The 17,904-nt window shown below is 35.2% G+C and carries 16 protein-coding genes; 7 read left to right on the plus strand and 9 right to left on the minus strand.

Translation table 11 applies throughout. The annotated features are described in order from the left end of the window. Nucleotides 1-253: 253 nt before the first annotated feature. Both ABN702_RS12620 and ABN702_RS12625 read left to right on the plus strand, forming a co-directional pair. Nucleotides 254-1,030: a hypothetical protein gene (locus tag ABN702_RS12620; RefSeq protein WP_417897202.1), complete on the plus strand. Its 777-nt coding sequence runs from the start codon at nt 254-256 to the stop codon at nt 1,028-1,030. Between the two features lie 186 nt (nt 1,031-1,216). After that, nucleotides 1,217-2,020, plus strand: a complete 804-nt coding sequence (locus tag ABN702_RS12625) for a WcbI family polysaccharide biosynthesis putative acetyltransferase (protein ID WP_417897203.1) — start codon at nt 1,217-1,219, stop codon at nt 2,018-2,020. Nucleotides 2,021-2,184: 164 nt separating this feature from the next. Here ABN702_RS12625 and rfbG (ABN702_RS12630) read toward each other — a convergent pair whose 3' ends face one another. The 5 genes from rfbG (ABN702_RS12630) to gmd all read right to left on the minus strand — a co-directional run bounded on the left by rfbG (ABN702_RS12630) (nt 2,185) and on the right by gmd (nt 7,548). Then, entirely contained in the window at nt 2,185-3,273 is a 1,089-nt protein-coding gene (gene rfbG / locus ABN702_RS12630; RefSeq protein ID WP_417897204.1) for a CDP-glucose 4,6-dehydratase, read from the minus strand. Between the two features lie 46 nt (nt 3,274-3,319). Then, a complete protein-coding gene (locus ABN702_RS12635) occupies nt 3,320-4,540 on the minus strand; it encodes a glycosyltransferase family 2 protein (RefSeq protein WP_417897205.1) in 1,221 nt (406 codons plus the stop codon). Between the two features lie 32 nt (nt 4,541-4,572). Then, a complete protein-coding gene (rfbG, locus tag ABN702_RS12640; protein WP_417897206.1) occupies nt 4,573-5,664 on the minus strand; it encodes a CDP-glucose 4,6-dehydratase in 1,092 nt (363 codons plus the stop codon). Continuing rightward, nucleotides 5,649-6,422 (minus strand): glucose-1-phosphate cytidylyltransferase, encoded by a 774-nt coding sequence (gene rfbF / locus ABN702_RS12645; RefSeq protein ID WP_417897207.1) that lies wholly within the window; start codon nt 6,420-6,422, stop codon nt 5,649-5,651. The genes rfbG (ABN702_RS12640) and rfbF overlap by 16 nt, the downstream gene beginning before the upstream one ends. 151 nt (nt 6,423-6,573) lie before the next feature. Beyond that, nucleotides 6,574-7,548: a GDP-mannose 4,6-dehydratase gene (gene gmd / locus ABN702_RS12650; RefSeq protein WP_417897208.1), complete on the minus strand. Its 975-nt coding sequence runs from the start codon at nt 7,546-7,548 to the stop codon at nt 6,574-6,576. Between the two features lie 179 nt (nt 7,549-7,727). Between gmd and ABN702_RS12655 the strand changes: the two genes are divergently transcribed. Further along, nucleotides 7,728-8,915, plus strand: coding sequence for a glycosyltransferase family 2 protein (locus ABN702_RS12655; protein WP_417897209.1), 1,188 nt, complete (start codon nt 7,728-7,730; stop codon nt 8,913-8,915). 71 nt (nt 8,916-8,986) lie between these two features. Here the strand turns inward: ABN702_RS12655 and ABN702_RS12660 are convergent, their stop codons facing one another. Next, nucleotides 8,987-10,000, minus strand: coding sequence for a mannose-1-phosphate guanylyltransferase (locus ABN702_RS12660; RefSeq protein WP_417897210.1), 1,014 nt, complete (start codon nt 9,998-10,000; stop codon nt 8,987-8,989). A 255-nt stretch (nt 10,001-10,255) separates the two neighbouring features. Between ABN702_RS12660 and ABN702_RS12665 the strand changes: the two genes are divergently transcribed. The 4 genes from ABN702_RS12665 to sat are packed head-to-tail and all read left to right on the plus strand — an operon-like array spanning nt 10,256 to nt 13,833. Beyond that, nucleotides 10,256-11,125: an SLC13 family permease gene (locus ABN702_RS12665; protein ID WP_417897211.1), complete on the plus strand. Its 870-nt coding sequence runs from the start codon at nt 10,256-10,258 to the stop codon at nt 11,123-11,125. A 5-nt stretch (nt 11,126-11,130) separates the two neighbouring features. Next, nucleotides 11,131-12,021 (plus strand): SLC13 family permease, encoded by an 891-nt coding sequence (locus ABN702_RS12670; protein WP_417897212.1) that lies wholly within the window; start codon nt 11,131-11,133, stop codon nt 12,019-12,021. Between the two features lie 29 nt (nt 12,022-12,050). After that, nucleotides 12,051-12,665 (plus strand): adenylyl-sulfate kinase, encoded by a 615-nt coding sequence (gene cysC, locus ABN702_RS12675; RefSeq protein WP_417897213.1) that lies wholly within the window; start codon nt 12,051-12,053, stop codon nt 12,663-12,665. 19 nt (nt 12,666-12,684) lie between these two features. Beyond that, nucleotides 12,685-13,833, plus strand: a complete 1,149-nt coding sequence (sat, locus tag ABN702_RS12680; protein WP_417897214.1) for a sulfate adenylyltransferase — start codon at nt 12,685-12,687, stop codon at nt 13,831-13,833. 24 nt (nt 13,834-13,857) lie between these two features. Here the strand turns inward: sat and ABN702_RS12685 are convergent, their stop codons facing one another. From ABN702_RS12685 to ABN702_RS12695, 3 genes are all read right to left on the minus strand, one after another. Next, nucleotides 13,858-14,655: a PHP domain-containing protein gene (locus tag ABN702_RS12685; protein WP_417897215.1), complete on the minus strand. Its 798-nt coding sequence runs from the start codon at nt 14,653-14,655 to the stop codon at nt 13,858-13,860. 14 nt (nt 14,656-14,669) lie between these two features. Then, on the minus strand, nt 14,670-16,412 hold the full coding sequence (locus ABN702_RS12690; RefSeq protein ID WP_417897216.1) for a phospho-sugar mutase: 1,743 nt from the start codon (nt 16,410-16,412) through the stop codon (nt 14,670-14,672). A 177-nt stretch (nt 16,413-16,589) separates the two neighbouring features. After that, nucleotides 16,590-17,903 carry a hypothetical protein gene (locus tag ABN702_RS12695; protein ID WP_417897217.1) on the minus strand — a complete coding sequence of 438 codons (1,314 nt, stop codon included), beginning with the start codon at nt 17,901-17,903 and terminating at the stop codon, nt 16,590-16,592. Nucleotide 17,904 lies beyond the last annotated feature (1 nt).

Below are 17,904 nucleotides of genomic sequence, written 5' to 3' on the forward strand. Positions count from 1 at the left end.
ATTAGCTTTACATTTTAGAACTAATACCATATTTTATGCATCATTAATTTATTTGTTCGTTATAATCATCTACTATTGAACCTATATAATGATAAAACTAACAATTTGGGTAGAATTAACTTCATATTTTTTTGGGGAAATAGATTTCTATATGTATTATTATTTCCACTTTTGCCTTATAACAAAGTCTAGCATTATAGAATACTATATATAGGAGTGTTTAACAGCAAAAATTAACAAAGGAGTAATTGAAATGACAAATTTAACAAAACATCATTCTCAAAACAGCCATACACCAAAAAAAATTGATATTTTTTATAAAACATACCCTGAGGATGAAGAATGGCTAGATTATTCCATAAAATCTGTATACAAATATTCCAGTAACTTTCGTCAAATCGTAATAGTTTCAAATCGCGGTCATAACTATAGACCACCAGCAGGGAATATACCTGTAAAATATATTGAAATTGATTTGCCACCTGATAATCCTGGGTACCCACACGGAGTAGGGTATTGGTGGCAAATGGCTACAAAGTTAACATGGCATCTGTATACTGATGCCGATGCCATTGTAAGCGTGGATTCTGACCAAATTTTCTTTGATTATTTCTCACCTGCCTCATGGCATAAAGACGATAAAATCATTTGGTTAAGAAGGCCATGGTCTGAATCCGGGAGAGGGATAATATGGAAACAAGGTGCCGACTATCTACTTGGAAAACCTACTCAATACGACTATATGGTGTCTTCTGGTTTTTATATATCAAGATCGGCTATTAAATTATTTAACCAGTATTTATTAGATAAGTTTTCTCAAACTCCTACACAATACTACATGGATTTAAAACACCCTCGAACATCTGAATATGTACCAATTGGTGCATTTATAGATATGATAAATCATAAAGATTACAAATTTTATAACTATAAAGAACTGAATGGAAAACCTTGGCCATTAAAACAATTTCGGAGCTGGGACAAAATTTCCAAGGAGACTAGAGAAAAGCTCGAAGAAATCATTAAATGACTAGATAGTATGGATTCATGAAAATTTTTTACCTAAGCAATAGAGAACTAGTAGTTATTCAATATAATTAGAAAATTCCTTTCTAATAACATTAATTTAGTCAGTACACTATTATAAATCGAAAATTAATAATCTATTTTTTCATTTTTAAAAACCTCATATATAATAATTTAAAGTTGGTGAGCTATGAAAAATTGCATTGTTTTTGGTAACTGCCATGTCTGGCTTATCCGAAAATATTTATCATCTTCAAAAACTTTCAATAAAAGATACAGAATTATTGAAATTCCCCCAGTACACGAATTGAACATGGAAAAAGGAATAAATGAAGACCTTTTAAAAAATTGTGACCTATTTATCTATCAAAGGGTAAAAGAATCTTTTGGGAATTTACTTACCACGAACTATATTCTGAGCAGATTACCTGAAGATTGTATTCGTATTAGTATTGCAAATCCCTATTTTATACCGTATTTCCCTCAATTCACAAAGAGTAGTGACCAATTTCCATATTCAGATAAAAATGTTATATCATTGATTGAGCAAGGTTTTAGCAAAGAAAAGATAATTTCCGAATTATCAGACGAAAATTTTTATTCATCCAATGAGATAACAAAAATCTTAAATGATTCTATGACTGATCTCAGAAAACGGGAATCTGATTTAGATATTCGAATGGTTGATTTTCTTCAACAGCATTTTAGAAACACTCACTTATTCTGTACAATTAATCACCCAAAGCATCCCATCATTCGTTATATGACAATGAATATATTAGATAAACTTGGAATACCTCGAACTGAAATTTCTTCCATTGTTCACGAAAGGTTCACCGACCATATCCACCCAATATATCCAAGTGTCATTAAACATTTAAACCTCCGTTTCACTCACGGGAGAGAACGTTGTTACACCTTAGGCAAAAAACCTTTAACCTTCAGTGAGTATTTGGATAGATATATTGTCCATTTACTTACCCAAAAAAGGTGAAGTCGGATAATATTGAGGACTTTTCAAAATAAAATATCCCTCAAATAAGTAACAAAAGATAAGGTATAGTTTCAAATTGGTGATATAGTTTTGGTAAGCATATAAGCCTGTGAAGAATGGTATTTTCTCCACAGGCTATAAATCTGATTTCCTATTTACTTCTATTATACTGTCTCACAGTATCTATCCAGTTGGGTTAAGCATAGGGATCGCAAATCGAGGTTTCCTTGATGTGCCCGAGTAAATTCCACAATGCTATCAAGCGATTGATTGATACTCCAATTAGGGTTCCAGCAAAGCTCATTCTTAGCCCTTGAAGAATCGCCTCTTACATAATTCCCACCGTCACTTTGGACAATTTTTTCTGTTATATATGAAGCACCATCTCCCCATCTTTCACAGAGTTGTTGAACTATCCACTCTACTGATTTAGCATTTTGTTCATTTGGGCAGAAATTCCAGCTGCATGAATACCTTCTTCCATTTTCGACTAATTTTTGTGCAAGTAACAGGTATCCCTCCAGTGGCTCAAGAACGAATTGCCATGGACGGGTTGCTAAAGGGTTTTTGATTTTGACTGTAGTTCCAGTAGAAATTGCTCGAACAACATCAGGAATTAATCGGTCCTTTCCAAAATCTCCTCCCCCAATGATATTCCCCGGTCTAGCGGATGCAATACCTACTCCATGAGAATCATATTCTTCTGGATTAAAAAAAGAATTTCTGTAACTCATAGTCACAAATTCCGAGCATGCCTTACTATTCGAATATGGATCTAGTCCTCCGAGTGCATCTTCTTCACGATACCCCCATACCCAATCCTTATCTTCATAGCATCTATCGGTTGTAACATTTATCAGTGCCTTAACAGGTATGTTTCTATGAACAGCTATTCGAACAGCTTCAAGTAAATTTACAGTCCCCATCATATTGATCTCATAAGTTTTTACAGGTTCATCGTACGACAACCCGACAAAAGGTTGAGCCGCCATGTGAATAATTACTTCTGGTTTAGCAATTATGAGAGCTTCCAAAAGGCTATCTTTCGAACTTACATCTCCTTTTAGTAAGTTAACATCTGAATGCAGCTTACACATATTAAATAAGTTGGCTTTTGTAGATATGTCACGTGAAAGCCCGTACACGTTTGCACCTAAGGAATTCAGCCAAAGACACAACCATGATCCTTTAAATCCGGTTGCTCCTGTTATAAACACTGATTTGTTTTTCCAAAATTTCTTGTCAATACTCATAATTACCCTCTTCCTACACAATTATTTTCTATATTTTGAGAGATTACTAATGAAATCTTGGTTTTGGGAACCTATTATTATTCAGCCACTCCTTAATAACTTTAGGACCCAGACCTAATAATGAGTAAAACTCATATTCCTCATTCGTTAAAGGTAAAATATGATTTATCAAATAACTGTTATTATTTGTATTAGGATTAATTAGATAATTTAGCGGATGTATTACTAGCTTTAGATCTATTTCGGTTAATTCTCCTAAATTAGATAGGTTCAATTCGATTGAAGTATCATCATTATTGGTTTTCATATGGAAACGGCCATTTAAATAAACATATGACACTGGTATAATTTTGGGTGATTGAATAATTAGGGCACGAAAAGGAGATCTTTTGTTTAGTCCAATTTTGAATTGAAATGATGAAGGAGCCGAAGCATTTTGAAGCTGATTTTTTGAAATAATCCCGTGGTTAGAGCCAAAAATAGAATGTTGTTTTAATTTGATTAATAGCCAGTCTCTACCTTTTCCATAATTATTGACTGCGAAAGCCCAAACCCAATGATTTGATACTGTACCAAAATTTTTGTTGCTTACTTTGAATATTTCCAAAAATCCTATGTCATTCATATCTTTTACCGTTTTAGCAGAGTCGTGTAATCTTGAGTTTGCCAGAAAGTCATCTATATATCCAATAGGATATTTTTTTGCAATTCTCATCCATAAATCATAGTCCATGCAAAAATATAAATCTTCATCTACCCCCCCCACATCCATAAAAATTTTTTTTCTAAAAAAAGCTGCAGGCTGGCATATTATACACGCTTGAAATAACCTATCTAAACTATATGGCTCAACTGGATAAAGTCTAATAGGCTTATTTTGATCGTCTGTAAAGTTCGCCTTACCGTAACATAAAGCCTGACTCTGCTGTTCGTTTAAATGGTTCACAGCTTTTCGAATTGCTCCTGGTAGGTATGTGTCATCTGAATTTAACCATCCAATGATCTCACCATTAGCTTTTCGTACCCCTTTATTAACCGCATGAGATTGACCACGGTCTTTCTCAGATACAAAATGAAAATTGGAGTATTGTTTTCTATATTTCTTGAGTATTTCTAACGTTCCGTCTGTAGAACCTCCATCAATTACAATATGTTCAATGTTAGGATAATCCTGACTCAAAACGCTATCAATTGTTTCAGCTATGAATTTTGCTTGATTATAAGATGGGGTTACAACACTTACCAGTGGATATTCATTTAGTGCCATTTTTTCACATCCCTATTAATAGTTTTAAAAGATTATTTGGATATATATTCATTAATTTGTTCTAAACAAATAGCATTCAGATCCTTACCTTCTCTGTATGCTAATGTCCACTCTATTATTCTTGTAATAGCCTCATCTATATTCCATCTTGGACGCCATCCTAACCCTTGAATTGCTTTTGAGGAATCAAGTCTTAGAATTTTTGTTTCATGAGAATAACTCCCCTGCTCTATTTCATAGGATGCATGCCGATCCCATTTTGCTATTAGATTTTTCACTACCCATTCAACGGATTTTGAATTCTCTTCGCAAGGACCAAAGTTCCATGCGTCTCCATAAATCTGGCCGTTTAAATATAATTTTTCACCTAAAATCATATATCCGTTTAATGGTTCTAACACATGTTGCCATGGTCTCACAGCCAATGGGTTTCGAACTTTTACTTCTTCCCCTTTTAACAATGCTTTGATACAGTCTGGTACTAATCTATCTTTAGCCCAGTCTCCTCCACCAATCACATTTCCTGCTCGGGCTGTAGCAATGCCAACGCCATGGGTACTAAATGTTTTAGAATTAAAAAAAGAATTCCGGTAAGAACTGGTGACCAACTCTGAGCAAGCTTTACTATTAGAGTATGGATCAAACCCTCCCAGTTGATCAGTTTCCCGATACCCCCAATACCACTCTTGATTAAGATAGCACTTATCCGATGTGACATTAATAATCGCCCTTTTTTTACTTCCATTCCTCGCTAAAATTTTTATAGAATCTAATAGATAAATAGTGCCCATAACATTTATTTCATAAGTACTTACTGGTTCCTGATATGATTGCTGAACAATTGGTTGAGCTGCTAAGTGGAAAACTATATCTGGATCAGCTTTTTTTATTGCTTTCTGCAGTTTCCCCTGATCCCTTATATCACCAAAAATAGAATCTATTGAATGGCTTAGACCACATAAATCATATAAACTCGGATTTGTTGGGGGAGCTAGGGCATAACCTGTTACATGTGCTCCTAACGAATGGAGCCAAAGGGATAGCCAAGAGCCTTTAAATCCTGTATGTCCAGTGACAAACACTTTTTTACCTTCCCAAAATTTTTCATTTACCACTTTTTCCATGGCGCACTCCCCGTTTTCCATAGTGATTCTAAATAATTTTTGTCCTTTAAAGTATCCATGGGATACCAAAACCCTGAATGTTTAAACGCCATCAACTGGCCATCTTTTGCTAGTTTCTCCAAGGGTGACTTTTCCAGTACCGTTTCATCGCCATCAATGTAATTGAAAACACCTGGATTCATGATAAAGAAACCAGCATTAATCCAGCCACCGTCTCCTAAGGGTTTTTCTTGAAATCCGGTTATACAGTTGTTTTCTCCCATTTCCAAAGAACCAAAACGCCCATCAGGTTGTGTGGCCATGACTGTAGCTATCTTGCCATGTGATTGATGGAATTCTACAGCCTTTTGAATATTTATATCAGAGACTCCATCCCCGTAAGTTAACATAAAGCTTTCATTTCCTACATATTTTTGTATTCTTTTAATCCTTCCACCAGTTTGGGTATCAAGACCAGTATCAACAAGTGTCACTTTCCATGGCTCAGCCCTATGTTGATGTATAATTTCTTGGTTTGAATTTTTGAAATCATATGTTACATCAGATTGAGATAGATAGTAATTTGAAAAGTATTCTTTTATAATATGTCCTTTATAACCTAGACAAATGATAAAATCATTGTATCCATAATTTGAGTAAATTTTCATTATATGCCATATTATAGGTTGATCCCCAATACTCACCAGAGGTTTTGGCTTTAAATGTGTCTCTTCACTGATTCTGGTTCCGAAACCTCCCGCTAGTATTACTACTTTCATAAAAAAACCTTCCTCCTATAAATTTATTATTCTTTCAGTACCAGAAAAACAATCAAAGTACTTGTTTAACAGTTTGAAAATTATTATGATAAGAAATCAAACTTTTCACTCGATTCTCTTTACTAGTAGAGGTAAGGAAAATTCCCTTCTTTTATTTAATGTATTTTTTTGCTTTTATCTTTTCCAAGTCACTTTCAACCATCATCTTAATTAACTCGTCAAAAGAAACTTCTGGTTTCCACCCAAGTTTTTCTTCAGCTTTTTTGGGATTTCCCAACAAGAGGTCGACCTCTGCAGGTCGCATAAGTTTCGGATCTTGAACAACATATTTAGTCCAATCCAATCCAACATGGCTAAAAGCTACTTCCACCAATTCTTTAACAGAACGGGTTTCCCCTGTGGCTATAACAAAATCATCAGGTTTGTTTTGTTGTAGCATCAACCACATAGCTTTAACATAATCACCTGCATAGCCCCAATCTCGCTTGGCATCCAGATTGCCTAAAAATAGTTCTTTTTGAAGTCCCAATTTTATTTTTGCAACTGCATCAGTTACTTTCCTTGTAACAAAATCATATCCCCTTCTTGGTGACTCGTGGTTAAATAAAATCCCCGAGCAAGCAAACAGTCCATAGCTTTCTCTATAATTTACTGTTATCCAATGTCCATATACTTTTGATACAGCGTATGGACTTCTTGGATAAAATGGTGTCGTTTCTATTTGTGGGATTTCCAGTACTTTTCCGAACATCTCACTACTTGATGCCTGATAAAAACGAATATTGGGGTTTGTTATTCTAATAGCCTCCAACATATTCGTTACGCCTAATGCTGAGGCATGACCAGTATATGCAGATTGAGACCATGAATCTGTTACAAAAGATTGCGCTGCTAAATTGTAAATCTCATCTGGTTGTGAGATTCTTATTGCTTCAATCAAGGAAGCTAAATCTAGTAAGTCACCTGATATAAGTTCGATATTATCAAGCAGGTGGCTGATATTTTCGAAACTAGGAGTAGCTGTTCTTCTTTTTAGTCCAAAGACTTTGTACCCCTTACTTAACAATAACTCCGCTAGATAAGATCCATCTTGACCAGTTATGCCAGTAATCAATGCTTTTTTCACTCTATCAACTCCTGTTATTTCATTAGAAACAGCATATGTTATTGTATTCCTCCATCTTTAAAGTGACAGGATGATTGACCTAGCTTTAATTTGTATTTTTCATTAATTTCACTTTTTCCTCAAAAAATCATATATATAAACAGTATTAAAATGGGAGTATTTTTTAGGAGGGGGAAAAAATGTCACTTAATCACAAGCCTTTAGTTTCCATCATTACTCCATCATTCAATCAAGGGAAATTTATTAAAGAAACAATTGAGAGTGTATTGACACAGGATTATTCCAATTTGGAGCATATTGTAGTCGATGGCGGTTCAACTGACGAAACTCTACAATTATTAAGGGATTATCGTACGCGTGACCCAAGGTTTAGATTTATATCTGAACCTGACAACGGGCAATCTCATGCAATAAATAAAGGGCTTAACATGGCTAGAGGGGAAATAATCGGATGGCTTAATTCAGATGATACCTATTTACCGGGAGCTGTAACAAATGCGCTAAACACCTTTAATTTGAACTCAAACTTATCGATGGTATACGGAAATGCTTATATAACAGATGAAAAGAATCAGAATATATCACAATTTGTAGCCAGAAGAGTTAGATTGACCGATTTATTCAAAACCTGCCCAATTTGCCAACCAGCAGTATTTTTGAAAAAAAAGACCTTAGTTGAACTTAATGGTATAGACGAAAGCTTAGATTTTTGTATGGACTATGATTTATGGATCAGAATTGCTAAAGCGGGTTACGAAATGGGGGTTGTTAAAGCTTTTCTTGCTAATTCGAGGTACTATCCCGAGAGCAAAAGTGGATCAAAATTTTGCGATGTCGGTTTTCCGGAAATTATTAAAACAAGCAAGAAACATTTTGGATTTGTTTCTCATAACTGGTTTATTCTATTCTTAAAACATTATCGAGATAAAGGGGCATTATGGTTCTTACAATTATTTAGGTCGTCCTCAATTTTTAAAGATTCTCCCATCATTCTCGATAAGGCTATAAAACACACCGATTATCGCAATGTTAAAATACAAGCTCAGCCAAATAATCCTGTACATGGAATTATAGTAGAAGGGAATCAGGATAATTATGAAAGTGTTAATTGCAGCTTTTATCTGGACAATGTTCAAATCTTACAGACTAGAATCACCAAAGGACCGTTCAGTCTTACAATTCCTATAATATCCCCAAAAAACACAAATGAATTCACATATATATGTAATGAAGGAAAGGCAGAGCCACACATAAAAGTATTAAAACTATTCGCCCTTTCAAAAGAGGAATTTGAATTTTATAAGGTGTTTGATAAAGGGGATATGGAAGTTAAACGTTGGGTAAAGCTTAATATTAAATATGAATAATCAAAAGTGCAGGGCTAGGAGCCATCCCATAAATAGCTTAACAGCTTAGCTCTGCACAATTAATATTTTTTTTATGAAAAGCCATTAATCACGTCTTTTATACTTTTTTCGCAGTCTTTGTTACAAATAAGCAATCCTTCATCAGTTGATACAATAATTAAGTCTTCCACACCAATGACAACCGTTTTTTGTACTTCTGATATTACTACACAATTTTTTGATGAGTGCAAATGGATGTCACCCTGGATAAGATTACCTTCACCACCACTAGTGTTGAGTCTTGTCCAGGCGCTCCAGTTGCCAACATCATCCCATTCCAAGCTGATTGGTATTGTAAAGATATTTTCAGCTTTTTCTAAAATTGCATAGTCGACGGAAATCTTCGGTAGCAAAGAATATCTATCTTTCAGATTGTCGTTTCCTTGCAGACCACTCCATATTTCAGGTTGATATTTCTTCAAATAATAAGATATAGTGGAAGGCTTCCAAATAAAAATACCGCTATTCCAAAAAATATTTTCCTCTTGATATAGTTCTTTTGCAACCTCATATTTCGGCTTTTCAATAAATCTCTTGACTTTTAAGACATCTTCAATCTTATTCTTCTTATCAGATTCTACTTGAATATAACCATATTCCGTTTCAGGGCGCGTAGGTTTTATGCCTAACGTTACTATATTTAATTCCTCTTGTGCTATCTTTTCTGCCAACTTAAAAACCTCTGGTAATAAACTATCATCAGGAATGTAATGATCAGCAGGTACAGCAGCAAAAGCTTCATTGTCCTCTCCACTTAAAAAGTGTTGCGCCGTCATTGCGATACAAGGCCCCGTATCTCTAAGATAAGGTTCAATCAATATCTGATTTTCATCTATTGTAGGAATCTGTTCCTTTACTAAGGAAACATACTGTTCTGTTGTGATAATAAATATTTTTTCTGGGGAAAGCCAATTTAAAAATCTTTTATAGGTTTGCTGCAGCATCGTTTCTTCTGACATTAACGATAAAAATTGTTTTGGTCTTTCTTTAACACTCCATGGCCAAAACCTTGTCCCTTGTCCTCCTGCCATAATAACAACTTTCATTTTCCACCACCTCGATATTACTCAAAAATTGAAACGACATACAACTATACTATGTGAATCAACTTAATAGCGAATGGAGAGATGACTATATTACAGAAATTGTGTTTTAGTCTAGTATTCTTCCTTTCCAAGTGAGTTGTACAGATGTGTGAAAGGAAAAATTATAAAATAAAAGGCTAATACATATACAGGCAAACAAAATTTACATACTAATAGTATGACAACTACATTATTGTCTGTTTGGAGAGATTGACCTTGAGCCTTGATATAATAATTCTTTGTATCACTTTATCCTGTATGTTTATTGCTTTATTTAAAGAGTGGCTATTGCCCGAGTTTATTATTTTTCTAGCATTATCTTCATTAATTCTAACCGGTATTTTATCACCGGATGAAGCATTAAAAGGTTTTTCAAACCCTGCTGTTCATACTGTTGCTTTGCTTTTTATCTTTGGAGCAGCTATTTCAAAAAGCGGGATTTTGGATGATTTAGTACATTCTGTTCTAAAATCTAAAAAAAATTTCGGTTTCTTACTTGTAAGAATGATGTTACCAGTAAGTACAATATCTGCTTTTATGAACAACACTCCGTTAGTTGCAATGCTTATTCCTTCTATACAAAAATGGTCATTGTTGAATAATATAAAACCTTCTAAGCTACTTATACCTTTATCTTATGCAGCTATTTTGGGTGGAACAATTACTTTAATAGGAACGTCAACTAATTTAATCATTCAAGGTCTATTAATAGAGAAGGAATTGAGCGGTTTCCGCTTTTTTGAATTTGCTTATTTTGGCATACCTTTGACAATTGCCGGAATTCTTTATTTTGCAACTGTGGGCCATATTCTACTGCCAAATAGAACTCCCAATATGTTAAATGATCCCAATGAACGCTCAAAATATATCTTTTGCTATTTGGTGGAAAAAAACTCACCTTTAATAGGAAAGACCATTGTCGAAGCAATGCTTCGGAATTTAAATCAATTATTTCTTATTCAAATTTATCGAGGAGGGAAATCCATAAGCCCTGCTCCAAACGATGAAGTAATTCAAAGTGAAGATATTCTTATTTTTTCAGGTAATCCAAAAGGTGCTCTTCCCTTGGTCAATACCTTGGATTAAAGCAGATGGATGAGACATTACCATTTAAAGTGGAAGATTACACCACATTTTATGAAGTCTGCATTTCGAGGAATTCTACCTTGTTAAACAAGAAGATTAAAGAAAGCAACTTCCGTTCTAAGTATAATGCCGCCATTATTTCTGTAAAGAGAAAGGAGCAGCAAATTACTTCTGGTATTGGAAACATAATCCTAAAGCCTGGTGATACCCTATTATTAGTGGCAAAAAGGGATTTTATCAAGTCATGGTCCGATTCAGATGATTTCTATTTCGTATCCCCTGTTGATCAAGATAAAAAGCAGACTCCTTATATAAAGAAAATAGTAACGATTCTACTATTTGGTATTATCATTAGTTCAGCATTTCAAATAATCCCTATTTTTAACGTGGTTTTAATTGCGACGGCTGTCATCATTTTAACTAAGATACTAACAGTTACCGAAGCTTTAAAAGCGATAAACTGGAATATCCTCATCTTGATGGGTTCTGCCTTTGGGGTTGGAACTGCAGTAGAATCCACTGGATTAGCACAGATCCTGTCTAGTAAAATTATAGATTTACAAAATAGCATTGGAATAGTTGGAATATTAATTTTATTCTTTGTAATCACAATGATTATGACGGAAATATTAAACAATCTGGCGACAGCAGCATTAATGTTTCCAATAGGCTATTCTATTTCCATTCAACTCGTCTTAGATCCTATGATGTTTGCGATGATTACTGCAATTGCTTCTAACTGCAGCTTTTTATCTCCCATAGGCTATCAAACAAACTTACTTGTATATGGACCAGGTGGTTACAGATTCAAGGATTACTTAAAGGTTGGATTCCCATTAAGTTTACTATGTATGAGTGTTACGATACTTGTTGCTTATTTCAAATGGTTGTATTGACAGGTTATAAAAGAGAGGAGATTAAAGGTTTGGATAATAATAAATCAAAGAATATTACTTGGCACCAATCTGGAATTAACAAATTTGATAGACAAAAGCAGCTTGGTCATAAAAGTGTGATGATTTGGTTTACAGGGCTTTCAGGATCTGGAAAATCAACAGTCGCAAATGCTCTTCAGCAAGAACTATATAAAAGGGGAATCAGTGTGTATTTATTAGATGGGGATAATTTACGTCATGGCTTAAACAATAACCTATCCTTTAGTGCAGAAGACCGTAAAGAAAGTGTTAGAAGAACAGCTGAAGTAGGGAAGCTTCTCGTAGATGCCGGAGTAGTGACGCTTGCTGCACTAATTTCCCCTTTTGAAGAAGATCGTAGAATTGCGAGAACTCTATATGAGGTTAATGAATTTGTAGAGGTGTATGTGAAGTGCACGCTACAAGAATGTGAGAAACGGGATCCTAAAGGGCTTTATGCTAAAGCCAGAAAAGGTGAAATCAGACAGTTCACAGGAATTGATCAACCTTATGAAGTACCAAAAAATCCAGAAATAATAATTGATACTGATACATTAGCAGTTGATGAGTCAGTTGAGATTATTATTAATTTCCTTTTCAATAAACTGAGATTAATGGACATTTAATGATGAAGGAGAGATTATTTTGACAATAAGTTTACCTCACGGAGGACATTTAGTTAACAAAATCGACTTAACTTGCAATACCTCCCAGTTGATGACTGAAATTGAAATAGATGCAACAGCCCTTTCGGATTTAGAATTAATTGCAAACGGTGCATATAGTCCCTTAACTGGATTTCTTGGGAAAGAAGACTATGAATCTGTAATAAATGATATGAGATTAACCAGTGGTGATATATGGAGTATACCGATCACTCTGCCTGTTTCAGAAGAAGTAGCAATGACATTAAAAATAGGAGAAAAAATCATATTAAAACATAGAACAGCAAGCTACGGTGTATTAGAGCTCAAGGAAATATATTTTCCCAATAAATTAGATGAAGCAAAAAAAGTCTATCAAACAATCGATCCCAATCATCCCGGAGTCAAAAAGCTCTTGGAACGACCTGATGTATATTTGGGTGGCCCCATCACTTTAACAAAAATTCCCGATAAAATCCCATCCTTTCTTTCTTATTATAAAACCCCTTTAGAGACGAGAGACCTATTTTATAAAAATAACTGGAAGTCAGTAGTAGGTTTTCAAACCAGAAATCCAGTACATCGTGCACATGAGTATATTCAAAAGTCAGCTCTTGAGACAGTTGATGGTTTATTTTTAAACCCTTTAGTTGGAGAAACAAAGTCTGATGATATCCCTGCATCCATTAGAATGGCCAGCTATGAAGTGCTTTTGAAAAATTATTACCCTGAAAATAGAGTGTGTTTGGCTGTTTTTCCTGCAACCATGAGATATGCAGGGCCCAAAGAGGCTATATTCCATGCACTTGTCCGAAAGAACTATGGATGCACACATTTTATCGTTGGTAGGGATCATGCAGGTGTAGGAAGTTATTATGGAACCTATGACGCTCAAGAGATTTTCTCTAGATTTACACCTGAAGAGTTAGGAATAAATATCCTTTGCTTTGAACATAGCTTTTACTGTACTAAATGCGCTAATATGGCATCCAGCAAAACATGTCCTCATCCTGAAGAAGATCACTTACACCTTTCTGGAACCAAGGTAAGAGAAATGTTACGGAATGGGATTACCCCTCCACCTCAATTCAGTCGTCCTGAAGTAGTGTATACTCTGATTAATGGAATGAAGTATTATAATAATCAATGAAAAAGAGCTGATTTTCAGCTCTTTTTATTCGAAATCAATCCCAAACTGTCCTAGAGAGTGATTTTCATCATGAAAATCCGAACCTCCTGTAACAATTTTTCCATATTTCCTCGCTATATATTTATATCTAATAACATCTTCCTGATTATGGGAACGATGCCATACTTCTAAACCGTCGAATGGAAGCTTCATAAGATCCTCTACAATTTGATCATTTTGAATGAGCAAAGGGTGGGCCATAACTGCAATTCCCCTTGAATTGTGAATTAACTTTATTCCTTCATATGGTGATAAGATCATTTTATCTACTGAACATACTTTTCCATCCCCAAGGTAAAGATCAAATACCTCTTGGCTGTTTCTTAAATAACCTTTCTCCACTATGGCCTTGGCTATATGTGGACGGGCTAACACTCCACCCTGACTATACCTTTTGACATCTTCTATCGATATAGGCATTCCAATCTCACAAAATTTATTGATAATTAACTGGGTGCGATCCTCCCTGTGCTCCTTCATCTTTTTTAATACTTTCGTTAACTCTTCAGTTTCTTGAATATAATAACCAAGAATATCAATGGTGATCCCTTCATGCTTCGTACTCAATTCAATACCTGGTATAACCGTTACTCCCATTTCCTTCCCTGTTTGCAAAGCCTCTTTTAATCCAGCTGTTGTATCATGGTCAGTTATAGCAATGGTGGATATTCCTTTCTGAGCCGCCAAAAATACAACTTCACTGGGTGAAAGGGTACCGTCTGAAGCAGTGGTATGAACATGGAGATCAAAGGAACCACTTTCTATAATTTTGCCAATATCCATAAATATCTCCACCTTTATTCACTTAAAATATTGTTTACAAATTCCATCACGCCATCCTCGAGCTTTCTTAACATTTCTTCACCATCTTCATTGGATGAGCCTTTTACTGAAAAATACAATTTTGCTTTCGGTTCAGTTCCCGATGGACGGACCGAAAACCACGAACCATCCACCAAATGAAACTTCAGAACATTTGATGTCGGAAGGGAGATAGTGGATATCTTTCCTGTTAACAGGTGTTGACGTTTACTAGTTTGATAATCCTCCAAAACTGCAGTTTTTATACCACCTATGTGTAAAGGAGGATTTACCCTGAAAGCTCCTAAAATGTTTGAGATCTGCTCTGCTCCCTTTTTTCCCTTCAATGTAAGGGATTTTAATGATTCTTTATAATAACCATATTTTTCATGTATCTCCTGCATCCCTTCATAAAGAGACTTCCCCTGTTCCATATAGTAAGCTGCAACTTCTGCTGTAAAAACAACTGCCTGAATCGCATCTTTATCTCTAACAAAATCACCAATTAAATAACCGTAGCTCTCCTCATAACCGAATTGGAATGTAAATTCTTTTGTCTTGTCAAATTCTTTAATTTGCTCCCCGATGAATTTAAAGCCGGTTAGCGTATCAATGGTTTTTATACCGTAATCATTCGCAATAACCCGTCCAAGTTCAGAAGTGACAATCGTTTTGACTACTGCGCCATTGGAGGGAAGTGTCCCATTTTCTTTTTTTTCCTTTAGTAAATAATGAAGCATTAAAGCTCCCATTTGGTTACCGCTTAGTATTTCATACTTTCCATCCTCATTTTTCACAGCGACACCTAAACGGTCAGCATCAGGGTCTGTTGCCATCAATATGTCAGCATCTATCTTTTTCCCATATTCAATAGACAATTGAAAGGCAGCATGCTCTTCGGGGTTGGGTGACAAAACAGTAGAAAATTTCGGATCTGGCTCCTCTTGTTCTTTCACTACTGTAATATTATCAAAACCAAATGCTTGTAATCCTGCGAGAACGGGACGGAGTGCTGTACCATGCAGGGGGGTAAATACTATTTTTAATTTTTTTCCAGTTCTTTGTACTAATTTTCGGTTTAGTTGAATGGTTTTTAATCTCTCCAGGTATAATTCATCAATCTCCTCGGTAAGGTAAGTTAACAATTCTCTTTGCAATAATTCTTTTTCTTCCATTGTTTCTATTAATAACTCATTCTCAATAGCTTCCACACATTGTGTAATTCTATCAGCTATAAAAGGTGTAATTTGACCTCCATCTTCTCCATAAACTTTAAAACCACTATATTCAGCAGGATTATGACTTGCAGTAATTACAACACCCGAAAAAGCATTCAATTGACGTACAGCGAATGATAGTTCAGGTGTTGACCGTATGTCTTTAAAGAGACTGACTCTTATTGCTTGTTTCCCAATAGTTTTTGCCACCTCTAACGCAAATTCTGCAGACTTATAACGAGAATCATAAGCTATGACAACTCCCCTCTTTATCGCATCTTCTCCTTGTTCAACAATATAGTCTGCCAGCCCCTTTGCTGCTTTTCGAATGGTATATATATTTATGCGATTCGTTCCCGGCCCTATCTCGCCTCTAATACCACCGGTTCCAAATTCCAAATTTTTATAAAAGCTATCTTCTAAAATCTTTTCATTCTTCTCTAATTCTATTAATAATTCCTTTACTTCTTGATCTAAATGATCAAATGAAAACCAAGCCTGGACCTTCTTTTTCCAAGACATCAATTTATCCCCCTTCACTAACAATAGAATGAAACAAAACTATTCTATATTATATGCTTATCAAATTTAACGGTACTTTTAAGAGGCTAATTTTAATAATTTGATTAAGATGTCTTATGCTTATCTCGGATTTGGAACAAACAAAAACGCCACACCTATGTGACGTTCATATATATTCTATTCCAGAGAAATTTTCACATATTGCTCTTGAAGTAGATTCAGTGAAAATCTTCCCATTCCTTTGATGGCGATTTTGCTTTTGTTAACTTGCTGATCCAATTCCTCATGCCATACAAAATTTACTTCGCTTAGGTCAAAGTGAATTGGATTAGCATATTCCGCACAGTGCTCATAATGCAAAGATGGCTCTTCGCAGTCTGATATTCTGAACATGTATTCTTTCTTCTCGGATTTCGAAATTTCAGGCTTCATCAGCCAATCGATCTCCACCGTCTGGCACCACGGTACTTGAACCCTTACAGAATGTAATGTTTGTTTTTCACATGTATAATCTAATTTAAGTAGAAGCATACCTTTAATAAATGCGATGTTGGACGGAAGCGGAACACGCGCTTCAATAGAATGCACGGACCATTCACTTTTAATAATAGTTGATATGGATGCGGGCAATTGATATGAGTCGAAAATTTCATATTCCAAAACTGTTTTTGAAAGAATGACTGGAAGCCTGACTAGTGAATATTCGATAATTTTCGCCGGTTCCATGGATTCTTTGGGCTCTTTACCACCCTGTTTTCTGACTTCACTTTCATCCAGTTCTTCACAATATGCTACTTCCAACTCCTGGTCAAGGAGAAATTCCTCAATCCATAATTGGTAGTCCCTTAACTTTCTCACTTGTTTGCTAATTTCTCTTTGAGGCTCAGAAGAACTGTATTCCCCTGCATTTTCTAGAAAATCATTCTCCTCTTCCGATAAAGGATCCTCCTCAGGCTGCTTTTCCGACTCCACATGTTCAAGTTGAATCTCTGTACCCAGCTCAATTTCATCTAATTCCTCCAGTTGAACTTTTTCCCTATCGCTGGTGGACATTTCTGAAACGAGATGAGAAACTTCCTCTTTTTCATCTTCTAATACCTGTTCTTCAGATATTACTTTCTGATCTTTCATCATACCGTTATCAAATTTAGGCTCATCAGGAGATACAGTATCTTCAACTAGAAAATATGGCGGAATTTCTCCCTCAAAAAACAATCCCCTTTCTACAATAATTGGTGTTTTTTTAGAGCTTGGTTTTTTCTTTATTTGCTTACCAACTGTTATTGGAGGGGGAAGAATTAATGGACCTGGAGCAGCTTTTTTTGAAGAATTTCTCTTCGAACCAGAACTATTATTTTTTCTGGATTCTTCAGCTTTTGAATCCATTTTGGTTTGCTCCTCTCGAACTCCATTCATGGCATTTATACTTAGAGAAGGGAATGGATGTTGGGGCTGAGAAGCGTCAACATTATTTTTCAAAATTCTATTCATA

It is taken from the genome of Bacillus haimaensis (genome assembly GCF_048270625.1).
Lineage (GTDB): Bacteria > Bacillota > Bacilli > Bacillales > Bacillaceae_I > Sutcliffiella_A > Sutcliffiella_A haimaensis.